This window comes from Nostoc linckia z4, assembly GCF_002608075.1.
Taxonomy (GTDB): domain Bacteria; phylum Cyanobacteriota; class Cyanobacteriia; order Cyanobacteriales; family Nostocaceae; genus Nostoc; species Nostoc linckia.
The window spans coordinates 1-15,016 of the sequence record NZ_LAHA01000009.1; the positions used below are offsets into that span (position 1 = coordinate 1).

Consider the following 15,016-nt stretch of genomic DNA (forward strand, 5'->3'; position numbering starts at 1 on the left):
AAGTCTTGAAATTACACCTCACACTTGGTTTCGTCGTCTATCCCTAAGCTGTTGGATCGCTCCGAAAGCCTGTCATTGCGAGGAGGAACGACGAAGCAATCGCAAAAACCACGGGATTATGCGATTACTTCTCTACGAGACGCTTCGCGAACGCTTCGCTCGTAATGACAGTTAAAATGGTCTTTACGGCTTGAAACCCTTACAGATAGTACTTGTGTGTACACCGTAGCCCGAAGAGCGGGGAGGGGATTAAGGGGTGGGGTGCAATGGCTGTGGGAATCATAACTAATTATGCGTACATGATATAACTCCCCAGTCAACAATCAACAGTCATCAGTCACTACTCCCAATGCCCCATGCCCCATGCCCAATGCCCTAATTCCGTAACTTCTTAAGTTCTGCATCTGTAAACGGATTTTTCCCCGCCCGTAAATCTTTCACCCAGCGCTGCCGTTGTGCTCTACTATTTTTATCCTGAGTCTGGGCGATGTATGCTTCAAAATCCTCAATTGCTCCTTGGGTGTTTCCTGTTAGCGCCCTAGCCAAGCCGCGACTGTCACGAATGTTGCCATCTTCAGGTGCAAGTGCAACGGCTTTTTCACAGGCTGGTAACACATCAGCTGCTTGTTTTTGTAAACTCCCATCCCAGCATATTGCATGCCAAGAACTTGTAGGAATTTGCACTTTTGGTTCGAACTTGAGAGCTGCGGTGTAAGCTGCTAGTGCTTCCTTAAATTTTTTCTGTTGTAAGGGATTATTTCCTTCATCAACTAAACGTTCAGCCTTGCCTTTGTTGACAAACTCTTTTGCTCTCGCCTGGGAATCAAACTTTAATTTATTATCCCACTGCTGTGCTTTGTTGAACTTTTTAACAGCGTTATTAATATCGTCGTTTCGCGCTAACTTCTCACCTTGGATGACTAACACTGTCGCTGCTTGTGCCAACCCGGATGGAGTTTGGCAAGATTGCAACTCTTCTAACACTTCTGGATGGGCAATGAGGTAATTATTTAGCAAATTGCAACCACTGAGTAATAAATTATCTAAATCCAAATCCCATAAAATTATTGTTTTGTCATCACTAACAGAAGCTAACTGTTGTCCATTGGGGCTGTAGGCGACACTTCTGACCCAATTGCTATGACCAGTCAGGGTTTTCAAGAGTTGACCACTGCTGACATCCCAGATTTTGATGGTGCTGTCATCACTAGGAGAAGCTAACTGTTGTCCATTGGATCTGTAGGCGAGGCTATAGACCCAACTGGTATGACTAGTTAGGGTTTTGAGGGGTTTACCACTGCTGACATCCCAGATTTTGATGGTGCTGTCATAACTAGCAGAAGCTAACTGTTGTCCATTGGGGCTGTAGGCGACGCTAAAGACCGAACTGCTATGACCAGTCAGGGTTTTGAGGAGTTGACCACTGCTGACATCCCAGATTTTGATGGTGTTGTCATCACTAGCAGAAGCTAACTGTTGTCCATTGGGGCTGTAGGCGACGCTATGAACAACATTGCTATGACCAGACAGAGTTTTGAGGAATTTACCACTGCTGACATCCCAGATTTTGATGGTGTTGTCAAAACTAGCAGAAGCTAACTGTTGTCCATTGGGGCTGTAGGCGACGCTATGAACAACATTGCTATGACCAGACAGAGTTTTGAGGAGTTGACCATTGCTGACATCCCAGATTTTGATGGTGTTGTCATCACTAGCAGAAGCTAACTGTTGTCCATTGGGGCTGTAGGCGACGCTAAAGACCGAACTGCTATGACCCTTGAGGGATTTGAGGAGTTTACCACTACTGACATCCCAGATTTTGATGGTGTTGTCAAAACTAGCAGAAGCTAACTGTTGTCCATTGGGGCTGTAGACGACGCTTGTGACCCCTCTGCTATGACCCTTGAGGGATTTGAGGGGTTTACCACTGCTGACATCCCAGATTTTGATCGTCTTGTCAACACTAGCAGAAGCTAACTGTTGTCCATTGGGGCTGTAGGCGACACTAAAGACCCAACTGCTATGACCAGGCAGGGTTTTGAGGAGTTTAGCACTGCTAACATCCCAGATTTTGATGGTGTTGTCAACACTAGCAGAAGCTAACTGTTGTCCATTGGGGCTGTAGGCGACGCTATTGACCCTATCGCGACCAGGCAGGGATTTGAGGAGTTTACCACTGCTGACATTCCAGATTTTGATGGTGTTGTCATCACTAGCAGAAGCTAACTGTTGTCCATTGGGGCTGTAGGCGACGCTATTGACCCTATCGCTATGACCAGGCAGGGATTTGAGGAGTTTACCACTACTGACATCCCAGATTTTGATGGTGTTGTCAACACTAGCAGAAGCTAACTGTTGTCCATTGGGGCTGTAGGCGACGCTTGTGACCCCTTTGCTATGACCCTTGAAAGATTTGAGGAGTTTACCACTGCTGACATCCCAGATTTTGATCGTCTTGTCAAAACTAGCAGAAGCTAACTGTTGTCCATTGGGGCTGTAGGCGACGCTTGTGACCCCTTTGCTATGACCCTTGAGGGATTTGAGGAGTTTACCACTGCTGACATCCCAGATTTTGATGGTGTTGTCATCACTAGCAGAAGCTAACTGTTGTCCATTGGGGCTATAGGCGACACTAAAGACCCTATCGCTATGACCCTTGAGAGTTTTGAGGAGTTGACCACTGCTGACATCCCAGATTTTGATGGTGTTGTCATCACTAGCAGAAGCTAACTGTTGTCCATTGGGGCTATAGGCGACACTATTGACCCTATCGCTATGCCCTTCTAAGGTATTAACCTCGATCGCTCGATTTTCTTTTTTTTCATTTGGCTTTAAATAAACCGCTTGCTGTAAAGTAAACACAGCGTGCATTAGGGTATCGCTTTCGTGCTGTGCCCAAAGTGTATGCTTGAGTTTGCTACTTCCCCTTAAGGCTGTGATTAAAGCATCTGGATATTGTCCGGAGATAGCAAAGGCTTCAGAAGAATTATTGATGGCGTTAATTTGACTAACATTTGCCTCTACTGACCACTGGAATGTTCCCGCAGCTAAAGCAGCAAATCCTAAACCTGCGGTGATGGAACCAAAAAGGGCGCGTTTGAGAACGCGATTGAGTTTAACTTCACTTTGTTTTCTTTGTTCTCGTTCTTTTTGCAGTTCCGCCATCACTTGCTTTAACTTCGGTTCCTGTTGCTGGCGGATAAAGGCGGCGATGTAGTCATGTACCAGTTGATAACGGTCAGCCGGATTCTCTGGTAACAAAACCACTAAGCCGGATTCGACAAAAATTTCTAATATTAAATCTAAGTTGGAGGGGGAGATGGGGAGATGGGGAGATGGGGAGAATTTAGTTTTGTCAGCTTCTTCGCTTAATGCGTGTAAATCCCGTTCCAACTCAGCGCGAGTTTTTAGCGGACGAGTTCCTTTTTCATCTGTCAGCAAATACATTAATAATTCCGCCATTTGCTGATTTTCCACACCGCAATCATTAACAACTTCATCCAAATAACGCTTAACCAGTTGTTCTTTAGTACCGCGTTGCTGATATTCTGCCAGAGTTGTAATGTTCTCCGTTTGTAACTGCGCCCCCACAACTTGTAATTCAATAGGACGCACTTCACCCAATTCTGCGGCTAAGTCTTCTACGAGTTGTTCGACTAAAGCCGCTTCCAAACGAAAGCTAGTATTTTCCGTTAAACGCTGGATAATTGATTTGGCATCATCAGGTGAGAAGTTCCCCAATTTGTAAAGCACGTTATTACTGAGAATGTCATTGCCAATAATTTTCAGACTGGGCAAATCATTGCACTCTAGCAAGTAATGGATGTAATCCACCCGCAGCGATAAGATAACTTTCAGCGATAAAACATTGAGACACTCTCCCAAAAACTCAAAGAATTGCCTTCTTTGTGTTGGTTCGGTGTAAACAAAGAAAAATTCCTCAAATTGGTCAAAAATTAGTACTGTGCGGAGGTTACGCTGTTCGTTTTCGCGAAGTTGAATGAGTAGAGAGTTAGGAGTTAGGAGTGAGGAGTTAGGAGTTAGGAGTGAGGAGTTAGGAGTTAGGAGTGAGGAATTAGGAGTTTGAGTGTTTGAGGTGGATGAACGGGGTTCTGAGGTGGAAGGTTGAGGTTGTGAACTAGAATGTTGAGGTTTTAAACGAGAACGTTCAGGTTTTAAACTAGAACGTTCCAGTTCTAAACTAGAATGTTCGGGTTCTAAACTAGAATGTTCGGGTTCTAAACGAGAACGTTCGGGTTCTAAACGAGAATGTTCGGGTTCTAAACGAGAATGTTCGGGTTCTAAATGAGAATGTTCTGGTTCTAAATGAGAACGTTCCGGTTCCGAAGTCGAAGTTCGGAGTTCTGAGGTCGAACCTTGAAGTTCTAACTCTGCCTCATCCTCACATCTCCCCATCTCCCCATCTCCCCATCCCCGCGTCAGACCGTCCCCGCGTCCCCCCGTCTCCTCCACTCCCAAAAGCCGCCCCAACTCTTCCACCCAATTGGTGTAAACGCGCATCGTTACAGGTAAATTATCTTGAATACCTATTGCTTGATTCTTTAAAGCTGGCACAAGTCCTGCATTCACTAGGGAACTTTTACCTACACCTGATTGCCCGTGAATTACTATCAACTTTTTATCTGGACGGCCAATGCGTTCAATTAAACGTTCTACATCCAATTGACGACCAGATGCAGCTATTTCTGGGGCAATACTATCTTTATTATCAACGCGCAGCTGTGCAAATCCTGTGGCTCCTACTTGTTTTGTCGCCTGTAATCTCCCAGCACCAATAAACGCCCGCAAACCAAATTGCTGTTCCACGGAACGCTGTTGCTGTTTGGTTTCATAGGCTTTGAGATATGCTTTTTCCTCGAAATAAAGCTTTTGCAAATGATGGAGAATGTTGAGATAAAGCTTTAAATCTACCTGCGGATTGCCGATATCTTTGGCTGTTTCTAAGTTCTGAATTGCTTGTTGATAGTCTCCTAAATGATATTGAGAACGAGCTAAAAGATATCGATAAAGACTTAAATCATTGAGTAGGGTGAGAGAGCTATTTGCCCCTACAATATTTCCCACAATATTTATGGCTTGCTGGGCAAATTTATTTGCTTCTAAGGAGCGTTCCTCAGCTAAAGCTACTTCGGCTAAAAAGCCGTAATCCTTTGCTAGTTCTGTAGATTGATTATCAGCTTGATGTATCTTTAATGCATATTCGGCAAGATTTCTTAAATGTTTCCATTCTTGTAAATCACGCAAGATAACACCAAATTTAAATATGGAATTGGCAATTAATTGTTTATTTTTAGTAATTAAATTGATATATTCATGAATATAATGCCGAGTGTGTTGCCAATCTAAATGATTAATATCTGGAGTTTTAAAAGCTTTGAGATAATAGCAAAATGCAATATCGCCAATAATTTGAATTTCCTGTGCTGTAAAATTAATTTGCCTAAAAAGCGCTAAAGCCACTTGATAATGTTCTAAGGCTAGGTCGATTTTGTGATTTACTTGTTTGACGAAACCCAACAAAGAAAATAAATTAGCTTTTAGTTCTGGGCTGGCATCTTGTAATTCTAGTGATAAATCTCTCTGGGCTGCTGCTAATTCTGTTTCTAAAACTCGATAAGCATCTAAATTTAAATTGAGGTTATTGTTAAAGTATTGCTCGGCAAGTTGTTGGATGAAATTGCTTAAGTCATGCTGAGCGATCGCAAAATTTTTCGTAGTAGCCCAACTCTCAAAATCTGGAGCTAATTGCATCAGTTGTTTGTAGATTTCATCATCAATCCACAACACCAAGGGAAAAGCAAAGTTCTTGCGAAACTCCTCCCGCACCTGATTAGCAGAAGTCAATATCGCAGCTAAATTCGGCACTGTCTCTAAACCCACAACCATGATGCAAGCTGGTAGGTTCTCGTCAAATTTGTCGCGAATGGCTGTGTAAAGAGTTTTGTGAGATGGCTGTAACACCAACAGCTGAATTTCAACTTGACAGATTTCTTGCAATCTTTGGATCAGGCGATCGCGCAGTTTGGCATAATTACATCGTGCCAAAATCAGCTTAAATTGTGCCACAGAAGATTCAATCGCCCATGCTAATTGTTGCAAAGAACGTAGGGGTAGCTCGTCGTAGACATCGTTGTCAACAGGGTTAACTTTGGGCGGTTGGGAGTCTGTCATACCAATTTTGGATTTTGGATTTTGGATTTTGGATTAAAAAAACTAGGGCGAATGGAATTCGCGGCTATACAAACAAAGTCCGCCTCCGCGGACTAAGAAAAAATTGAGGTTTTTAAACCCACCTCCGTGGGTTTTGCCTGTGTAACTGCGGTTTCTAACCGCCCATTTCGTGTTAATTTGACCACAAAATTAAATTTCCTGGCGTTTTAATTCTTGTATCAATACTTGAGTGCGTTTACTAGCTTCTCTTGCTTGTTGTCTAAAATACTTGGCTTGCTGACGGTCAGTTAAACAAACTTCAGATGCTTTTCTACTAAATTCAACAGTTTGTTTGCTGAGTTCTTGAATACGAATTTTTAACTCTTGGATTGTTTTCATATCTCCTCTTGTTCTGAAATTACAATCTCTAAATTTTCTATTTCTTCATAAAGTCTATCTGCTCTACTAGCTAGTAAACTAGCATCTTCAAAATCATTGTTTTCTACAGCTTTATCCGAAGCTAAGTACAATTCTTCTGTAATTTTGTGCAATTGTGTGTAAGCTTTTAACAAAACATTTTTGGTTTCTGGTTTGATAATTTAATTATTTTTCGGTTCCCTGATTCCTCACTGTAATTCCCTTGCTTCTTGCAAAATCGGGTTAACGTCAAACCAAGATTCACCGCTATCGCGATATTCAAACACAAAGCGGCTGCGGATTAATTTTTGGTATCCTTGGTCATCGCTGACTTTTTTGTTTTGCTTGACGTGTCGTAGCAGTTGCCATTCTTCGTCGGAAATGGGCATGATCATTTCGTTGCGACGGGCGCGAATAACTTGGTCTAAGGTATCACGCGATAAGGGAAGCGCCATTTCTTCCATAATCCAAGTGTTCAGCAGTCTAAGTAAGTCTCGCACGTGACCGCCACTCAATTTACATAGGCGGTCTAGGGTGGCAGGATTATCAAAAACTTCAGTAATCTTACTCAAGCGATCGTCTGGCTGCAAGTCAGGAAAGGCTCTCGCTAGCACCATCTGTTTCATCAGTGCCATTCCCTGTTCGTGGACGCTACCATCGGGCCATTGTAGTGGTACCATCGGCAATACTTTCGGGTCTTCGGGGAATCGCTGGGTAAGCATTCCGTAATCGTTGGAAAATTTCAAAGACAGGGGCATGGTATAAATTAAATGACAATTCAGTTTTGTCAAAAATTCACCCTGGTCTACAAATAAATATTCCTGCTGCGGACGACCCCAAGCTTTGACGCGATTATCTATGCGGTCGAGATTATCGACAATGACCACCAGACCTTGTTTACCCTGTTGTTTTAGTTTAGCGATCGCTGGTTCCAATAATTCCCGATTAATCGCTTCTAACAAGGTAGTTTTCTGTGGTGCTAAATATTGATTGAGTTTTGTCCGTAATGTGGGGTCGCTTTTCATCTTGGTGGTGATTTCACCAATACCAAAAGCCAAAGATAGCTTTTCTTTGTCGCCACTGACACCAACATCGACACCACCCAGCTTGACTTTTGCTCCTGTGACTTCGGAGTTTAAGACCTTCCACGCACCTTGGAGTAAATCGTTAAACTTGCTGGTTTCCTCCAGTGTAATTTTATCCAGACTTTGACTGACGCGCCGAGCGATGGCCAGCAACACATCTGCAATATCCACATCAGTCATTTCCAAGTCTTCGCTAGACTCGAAATACACTACCTGAAAATCTGATTTTTCCAGTTCTGCCTGTAGCCTTAATAATTCCGTTGATTTTCCACAGCCAATATGCCCAGTAAATAAAGTACAAGTAGGTTCATTGGGCTTGAAAAAAGTAATTTTTTGCTTCAGCTTACCAATAATATCTCCGCCTCGCACCCCAGAAAAATCAATGTAGTATTTTACATCTGACATATTGTTGACGAACAAAGTTCGACTGGGGTCACTAGCCTGAAAAAATGCTCGTAAATCTATGGACATAAATCTGGTGATATAGTTTTTTATGTAACTAAATTTATCCTTGCTATCAAGGATAAACTTAGTTACAGCATTTTAGATGAATATTTCGGATTGACGCAAAGAAGGGGAGACGCTCTTACACGGAGAATTTTTAATCATAAGTGATTATCCGAGCTTTATCGGGAAAGGCAGAGGGCAGGAGGCTCAGTTGGCTTTTATGGAATTCTGGTTCCTGTCTTCTGCCCGTTACCGGAGGCGAACTTGCGGTTTAAGACCCCCACTGAACTCTTGTTCAGTGGCTCCAAGTCAGGAGGGTTCTGACTTGATCCTTCTGCCCTCTGCCATCTGCCTTCTGCCTTCTTCAAATGAGTTACGAACAAAAAAATCCCCGACTTGTCGAAGAAGTTGGGGATCTGAGCCTTTGGGTATTTGCGTTCTGGCTCTACTCTAAATTCATGTTGTTATTTATCCACTGGAAAATTCACAACTATGGGTGGAATTCCGTTTTCTGGGGTTGTTTGGGTGGGGGTTATGGGTTGTGGATGCAAAGGTGTAGCTGTTAAATCGCCATTTTTAGCGCTTTGATTCCATAAAATCAACGATAGTAGACCATCTACTAAGCCGTTATTATTGCCGTTACTGCCAACGAGAATATCTGGAATCAAACGGACATGGCGATCGCCTATAATTTGCATCAGTAGCATTGCTGTATAACCTTGCGAACCCAAGGCTTCTACACCAGCGCGGTAGGTTTCGGCTTTGGCGTTACCAGTGGCGCGAATACTTTCAGCTTCGGCAATTGCCTTGAGTTTTATTCCCTCGGCTTCACCTGTGGCTTGCTTAATTTGGGCTTGAGCCTTCAAGCCGGCTATGTGTACGCTTTGCTCTGATTTCACCATTTCTTGCTGAATATCAGCCAGGGCTGTTTCCCGGACTAATTGCTGACGTTGGGTTTGCGCCAACTGCTGGACTTCATAAGTCTTGCGTTCTTCTTCAGCAATTTTCCGGTCTGTTTGTGTCTGCATTAACGACGCTGGTGGCTGAATATCACCAATGAGGGTATCGATGGCTTGCACATCATAAGCCCGCAGTGCTGTTTTAATATATTCAGCCGCCTCAGCTTGTCGTTCGCTGCGAGCTGTCAAGAAATCTAATACTGTATAATCTTGGGCTGAATTGCGAAAATAATTGCCGATGGTTGGCTCTAATACATGGTCTACGAGGTTTTGCATTGCGCCAACGCGGGAAATTACCTTCGGTGCATCCAAAGCACCCACATGGATAATTTGCGCTACTTCCAAATCAAAGGCAAATCCATCACGCGATCGCACAGTTAGAGAAGCCAGTTTAGCATCATAGCTGTGGCGTTCGGTGCGACCCGACCAGTTTAAAACAATATTGGTGGTTGGCACCAATTCAATTTTCATGATTCGGGAATTAATCGGGTGCTTTCCAGGATACAACGGTTCCACCCACACACCCTTATGTCCTTGGTTTACCAAGTTACCATGTGTGAAGGCTGCGCCACTAACATCTTGATGTGCCTTACCCACAAAAGAAATCACCACACCCACATAGCCAATGGGAATTTCCGTCATCGGTACTTGTTCCACCTGAACAAACCAGGGGTTTAAATTCCAAGAACCAGAAAGTAAAATTTGTTCTTGTAAACCCCGCCGTCCACCACCATCGATAAATTTCTGACCATTTTGAAAATTATTGTGTCCCTGAATTATCGGCCCTGCAATTTCACCATCGGCAATTGGTAAACCGTCCAGAGTAGTAACAACGCCAACTTTATCAGAAGCTATGCTATAAACCCGTAACTGTTCTGGAATCATACCGTGATTTGTAGCATTTGCAGCGGTGATGACTTTAAACAAAGCAGTGTTAATACGGTAAGTTCCAGCCGTGAGAAAACCCATTTGCCGACCTTTTTCACCACCTTGGGTGAGGAACTTCCGCGCATCTTGGTAATTGTCACAATCGACAATTTTGCCTAGAATGCGCTGTGGTGGGTTAGATTCACCATCTGCCGCCACAATTAAAGCGATTTCACCTTGGGGAATAACAACTACCGATTCCTTACGAACCGAATATTGCCACGGCCAATAACCCCAGTGCCACCCAGGAGCTAGAGTATCCGCCTGTAAACCAGCTTCACCATTCAGAGCAATTAACCTCCCTGGTGGCAGTCCCCGCCCAGACAGAGTAAATTTTCTGACAATAATACCAACTTCCCGTTCCCCAATGACCACCAGTCCGCCAAAGAACAGGGGAACAAATATAACAAAACCACCAACAACTACAATGGGAAGCAGTCCAAAAACATCGATTCCAGCAGTTTGATACTGAATTTGATGAGTTTGTAACTGGGCAACACTTGATTGATTTTGACTTTGCCGTGGTGATGTGGAACTTAATTCTTTGATAGTAGTAATTTTTATAGGAGCAGCACTGGCATAATTAATACTGCCTGCCTTCATCAAAGACATTGACGTAGCGATCGCCAAAGTTGCCAGAATAGATGCTGTAAAACGAGTTATCTTATTTTGTTTGCGCTTACCAAGCCAAGATGCAAAACTTTTCATAATTTTTGCCCACCAGGGCAACTAATTAGCTAAGTTAACACTCCAGCAACCCAGACCTCGATTTCTTAAACATGGCTTCACGAGTGTTAAGTGTTAAGTGTTGACTGTTCACTGGGAAGAGGATGGGAAGCAGGAAGCAAAGGAGGGAATCTTCTCCCATGCCCAATGCCCAATGCCCAATGCCCAATGCCCAATGCCCAATGCCCCATCCGCAATTCCCCATTCTCTGTTAAAAATAACTAGGATCGAATAGCGAGGTTAACTAAGAATCTAAATTATGACTTCCACATTGCCCGAACCTCATCACAGCAACTCACCCAGTTGGGAGGAAGAACTAGATAGTGCCATTTTCAGTTTTGACGATATTCAAACGGAACTGAATTACAAACAAGCACAAACCGCACTGCGAAATTTAGTGAGTAATCTTGACCTCAGCGCCCCAGAAAAAGCGGGGCTGGAGGCGGAAATTGCTGATTTGGAAACCATGTTAGGAAAGTTAGACCGCATGGTGGTGCAAATTGCTGCTTTTGGGATGGTGGGACGTGGTAAGTCTTCGCTACTCAATGCTTTAGTTGGACAAACAGTATTTGAAACCGGGCCGCTGCATGGTGTTACCCGTGCTGCACAAAGAGTGAATTGGATTATTAGTGAAGAGGCGGTTGGGGAAACTGAACGGGCTTTGCGAGTCACTCTCCCTGGTGTTGGTCAATCACAGGTGGAATTAATTGATACTCCAGGGTTAGATGAGGTAGATGGTGCAACCCGCGCTGCATTAGCTGAACAGATTGCCAAACAAGCGGATTTGATTTTGTTTGTCATATCTGGGGACATGACAAAAATAGAACATATCGCCCTTTCTCAATTGCGAGAAGCAGGTAAACCAATAATTCTGGTGTTTAACAAAGTAGACCAATATCCAGAAGCCGATCGCATGGCAATTTATCACAAAATCCGCGATGAAAGGGTGCGGGAATTACTCACACCTTTAGAAATTGTCATGTCAGCAGCATCGCCATTGGTGAAAACGGCAGTTTTTCGCCCTGATGGCACTAGAGGCATACAGTTGCGTCCGGGTAATGCCCAAGTCGAAGAACTGAAGCTGAAAATCTTGGAGATTTTGCACCGCGAAGGCAAAGCTTTGGTGGCTCTCAATACTATGCTTTATGCTGACACCGTAAATGAGCAATTGATAGAGCGAAAATTAATGATTCGTGAGGAAAATGCCAATCAGCTAATTTGGAAAGCTGTGATGGCTAAGGCAGTGGCGATCGCTCTCAATCCGGTAACTGTGGTAGATATTCTTAGTAGTGTAGTTATTGATATTGCTTTAATTTTAGGTTTATCTAAACTCTATGGCTTCTCCATGACTGAAGCAGGAGCCGTACAATTGCTACAAAAAATTGCTCTCAGTATGGGCGGTATTGGAGCCAGCGAACTATTGGCTAACTTGGGTTTGAGTGGATTAAAAACTTTACTTGGTATCTCTGCAACCGCTACCGCTGGTATTGCTTTTGCTCCTTATATATCCGTAGCCCTCACCCAAGCCGGAGTTGCAGGTGTTTCTTCTTACGGCATTGGACAAGTTACCAAAGTTTATTTAGCCAACGGTGCAACTTGGGGGCCTGATGGGCCAAAAGCAGTAATTAATCGGATTTTGACAAACCTTGATGAAACTTCAATTCTCAACCGCATTAAAGACGAATTACTCCACAAAGTAAAACTTAGAAAGTGATGGAAAACTCCATTCCCTTGTGGGAGGAGAGGGATAAGGTAACTCCAAAAAATAGGTTTAGGTTGTTGACCGTTGACTGTTGACTGTCAATGGTCAACAGTCTTCTGTCGAATATTTTTTACTTGGAAGTCTTTAATCGCCCCGTCGCATAAGGCATTGGGGATTAGTTACATCTTCCCCATGCCCCATGCCCCATGCCCAAAAATTTGTGGGATGGAGTTTTTCATCAACTTTTAGTTTCTATTTTTGAAGGAATTGAGCCACTCTTGAACTTGTTCGCGGGCAATATCACGACCTCCTAAGCCAAAAGCTAGGGCAATAGCAACAGCGATCGCACCTAATAAAAGTCCAAAGGCTAAATTCACAATATCACTGGCAACTCCAATTTGTTGCAGTGCCATTGCTGAAACTAGAGTAATGATGGAAATCCGCGCTACTTGTCCTAAAATTTGTGCTTGGCGATCGCCAGAACTGGTAATAATGTTAAAAGCTAGATTTGCCAAGAATAATCCGATGGCAAATATAATCAAACCTGCCAAAATCCGCCCAAAAATAATCAAAATACCAGACACTAGGGTTGTCAGGGCTGGAATATTCAGGATATTTACCGCCGCCACCGTTGCAAATAGCATAATACCCACTAAGGTAACTATGCCTGCAATTTCCGATGGGGTACGGGTGGGAATTGGAGGGGGTGTTGGTTCTGCTGATTCGGTAGAAATGACAATTCGCCTGGTAGGCGTTGTCAGACCCAATACAGTGAAAATGTTATTAAAGCCCAAATTAGTCAGGATACTTGTGACCAAATCTGCCACAAATCGTCCCAAGAAATAGGCAACAAGCAAAATTGCGATCGCTGTAAAAATAGCAGGTACGGCGTTGAGAACCTGTTGTAGCATAGCGATGGCTGGCTGGGAAATAGCAGCAATTTGTAAAGCATCAAGGGCTGCGATCGCCACAGGAATCAAAATCAAAATATAGACAATCGTACCGATAATATTCGATAAAGGTTGCACTCCCGCAGTGGAAGATAATCCAAATCGACTACCTAAATGGTCAACACCAGCACTCGCTAGCAAGTTTGTCACAATTCGGCGTACTACATTAGCTATAAACCAGCCAACTGCCGCAATTAGCGCCGCCGCTAAAATGTTTGGCAGAATTACCAAAATCTTTGTAATTAAAGCTTGTACTGGTTGTAAGGCTTCCCGAAGTCCGAGAGTATCCAGAATCGGAACGAGAAACAGTAAAAATATAAACCAATACAAAGCATTAGCAATGGTTTCACTTAGAGACAACTGATTGAGGCTGGGCACGCTATCGGGAGGTTGTGGATTCAAACGCTCATCCAGGTTAAATGTCCGCAATAAACGTACAGTAATAATTTTGACAATACTAGCTAATACCCAGGCAGTTGCCAAAAGAATTCCAGCACCAACCAACTTTGGCAAAAAGCCAATGAGTTGTTCTAAAAAAGTATTGAGGGGCCGAGACGCGATTTCTAAATTCAGCGTTTGTAAAACAGCCACCGCCGTCAGTAAGATGATGCTCCAAAAAACCAAGTCAGAGATTAACTTCTCCACCTGGGGAATATCCTGACGACCTGTTATACCTGCGGCAATCCGGTTATCTATGTTTGTGCGGTTGAGGATTTTTTGTATTACTGTGGCTGCGATCGCTGCAATTAGCCAACCTACAAACAAAATTACCACAGCCCCCAGCACGCGAGGCATAAACAGAATTAACTGTTCAACAACTCCTTGCACATCAGTGACGCCTTCGTTTACTGCTTGACTTGTTTGTAAACTCGGCGATTGTGCCAAAAATTGCTGTCCTCCCATCGATAAACCAATATCTATCAACTGGGTTATTCCTTGCCAAGTTGTGTTCATGGTTTTCCAGTATTAAGCTTTTAATTCGCCAAAAACACTTGAAATACTTATCGGGTGGCTTGATTTGAACTAGGGACTGGGAAAACAAGTATGTTGATTGATTTTTGAACCAAAACTTACAGTAGCTTTCATGTATTTGAACCACATCTAGTGTATGAAGACAGTAATGCCGCCTATACAATGGAACACATCAACCTGAAAGTTCCTGTACAAGAATTTCTTCGCCAGTATCTAATACCCAATACCCAGCCCCATAACGCCCATTCCTCTCTAACTTGTTTTACTGAAATTAAGGCGAAATCGGCGTTACCCGTCGGATAATTCTGCATCCCAGTAAGTTTACTAGTGTTTTGCCTATCAATTTACCAGCAAATTACTCGTAAACCCATTATCTGTTTCATACGATCGAAATTTTTTTGGTTTTTTCAAAAAAAACATCAAAAGGGAGGTGGGGGAGACAAGGGAGATGGGGAGATGGGGAGATGGGGAGATGGGGGGATGAGGGAGACAAGGGAGACAAGGGAGACAAGGGAGACAAGGAAGATGAGTTTTTCCTCTGTGCCCCTGTGCCCTTGCTCCGGCTCTTCTTCCCAATGCCCAATGCCCAATGCCCAATGCCCCATGCCCCATGCCCCATTTTGCGTTACTCTAATTTCAGCAACAGCTGAAAAAATCTAG

9 protein-coding genes are annotated in these 15,016 nt (G+C 43.5%); 3 read left to right on the forward strand and 6 right to left on the reverse strand.

Annotated features, from left to right (window positions below; all coding sequences use genetic code 11):
* Positions 1-375 precede the first annotated feature (375 nt).
* The 5 genes from VF06_RS09745 to VF06_RS09765 form a co-directional block, all read right to left on the reverse strand.
* Complete coding sequence (locus tag VF06_RS09745) at positions 376-6,192, reverse strand: WD40 domain-containing protein (protein ID WP_099072217.1); 5,817 nt, start codon at positions 6,190-6,192, stop codon at positions 376-378.
* A 189-nt stretch (positions 6,193-6,381) separates the two neighbouring features.
* Positions 6,382-6,570, reverse strand: coding sequence for a hypothetical protein (locus tag VF06_RS09750; RefSeq protein WP_099072218.1), 189 nt, complete (start codon positions 6,568-6,570; stop codon positions 6,382-6,384).
* Positions 6,567-6,743, reverse strand: coding sequence for a hypothetical protein (locus VF06_RS09755; RefSeq protein ID WP_244917969.1), 177 nt, complete (start codon positions 6,741-6,743; stop codon positions 6,567-6,569). The genes VF06_RS09750 and VF06_RS09755 overlap by 4 nt, the downstream gene beginning before the upstream one ends.
* Positions 6,744-6,797: 54 nt before the next feature.
* Positions 6,798-8,144, reverse strand: a complete 1,347-nt coding sequence (locus VF06_RS09760) for a P-loop NTPase fold protein (RefSeq protein WP_099072220.1) — start codon at positions 8,142-8,144, stop codon at positions 6,798-6,800.
* Positions 8,145-8,584: 440 nt separating this feature from the next.
* A complete protein-coding gene (locus VF06_RS09765; protein ID WP_099072221.1) occupies positions 8,585-10,714 on the reverse strand; it encodes an SPFH domain-containing protein in 2,130 nt (709 codons plus the stop codon).
* Between the two features lie 90 nt (positions 10,715-10,804).
* Here VF06_RS09765 and VF06_RS40530 point away from each other — a divergent pair, with 90 nt between their 5' ends.
* Both VF06_RS40530 and VF06_RS09775 read left to right on the forward strand, forming a co-directional pair.
* Positions 10,805-10,957 (forward strand): hypothetical protein, encoded by a 153-nt coding sequence (locus VF06_RS40530; protein WP_180267293.1) that lies wholly within the window; start codon positions 10,805-10,807, stop codon positions 10,955-10,957.
* Positions 10,958-10,991: 34 nt separating this feature from the next.
* Positions 10,992-12,446 (forward strand): GTP-binding protein, encoded by a 1,455-nt coding sequence (locus VF06_RS09775; protein WP_099072223.1) that lies wholly within the window; start codon positions 10,992-10,994, stop codon positions 12,444-12,446.
* Positions 12,447-12,679: 233 nt separating this feature from the next.
* Here the strand turns inward: VF06_RS09775 and VF06_RS09780 are convergent, their stop codons facing one another.
* Positions 12,680-14,338 carry a mechanosensitive ion channel gene (locus tag VF06_RS09780; RefSeq protein ID WP_099072224.1) on the reverse strand — a complete coding sequence of 553 codons (1,659 nt, stop codon included), beginning with the start codon at positions 14,336-14,338 and terminating at the stop codon, positions 12,680-12,682.
* Between the two features lie 482 nt (positions 14,339-14,820).
* Here VF06_RS09780 and VF06_RS09785 point away from each other — a divergent pair, with 482 nt between their 5' ends.
* Positions 14,821-15,006: a hypothetical protein gene (locus VF06_RS09785; RefSeq protein WP_099072225.1), complete on the forward strand. Its 186-nt coding sequence runs from the start codon at positions 14,821-14,823 to the stop codon at positions 15,004-15,006.
* Positions 15,007-15,016: the final 10 nt, after the last annotated feature.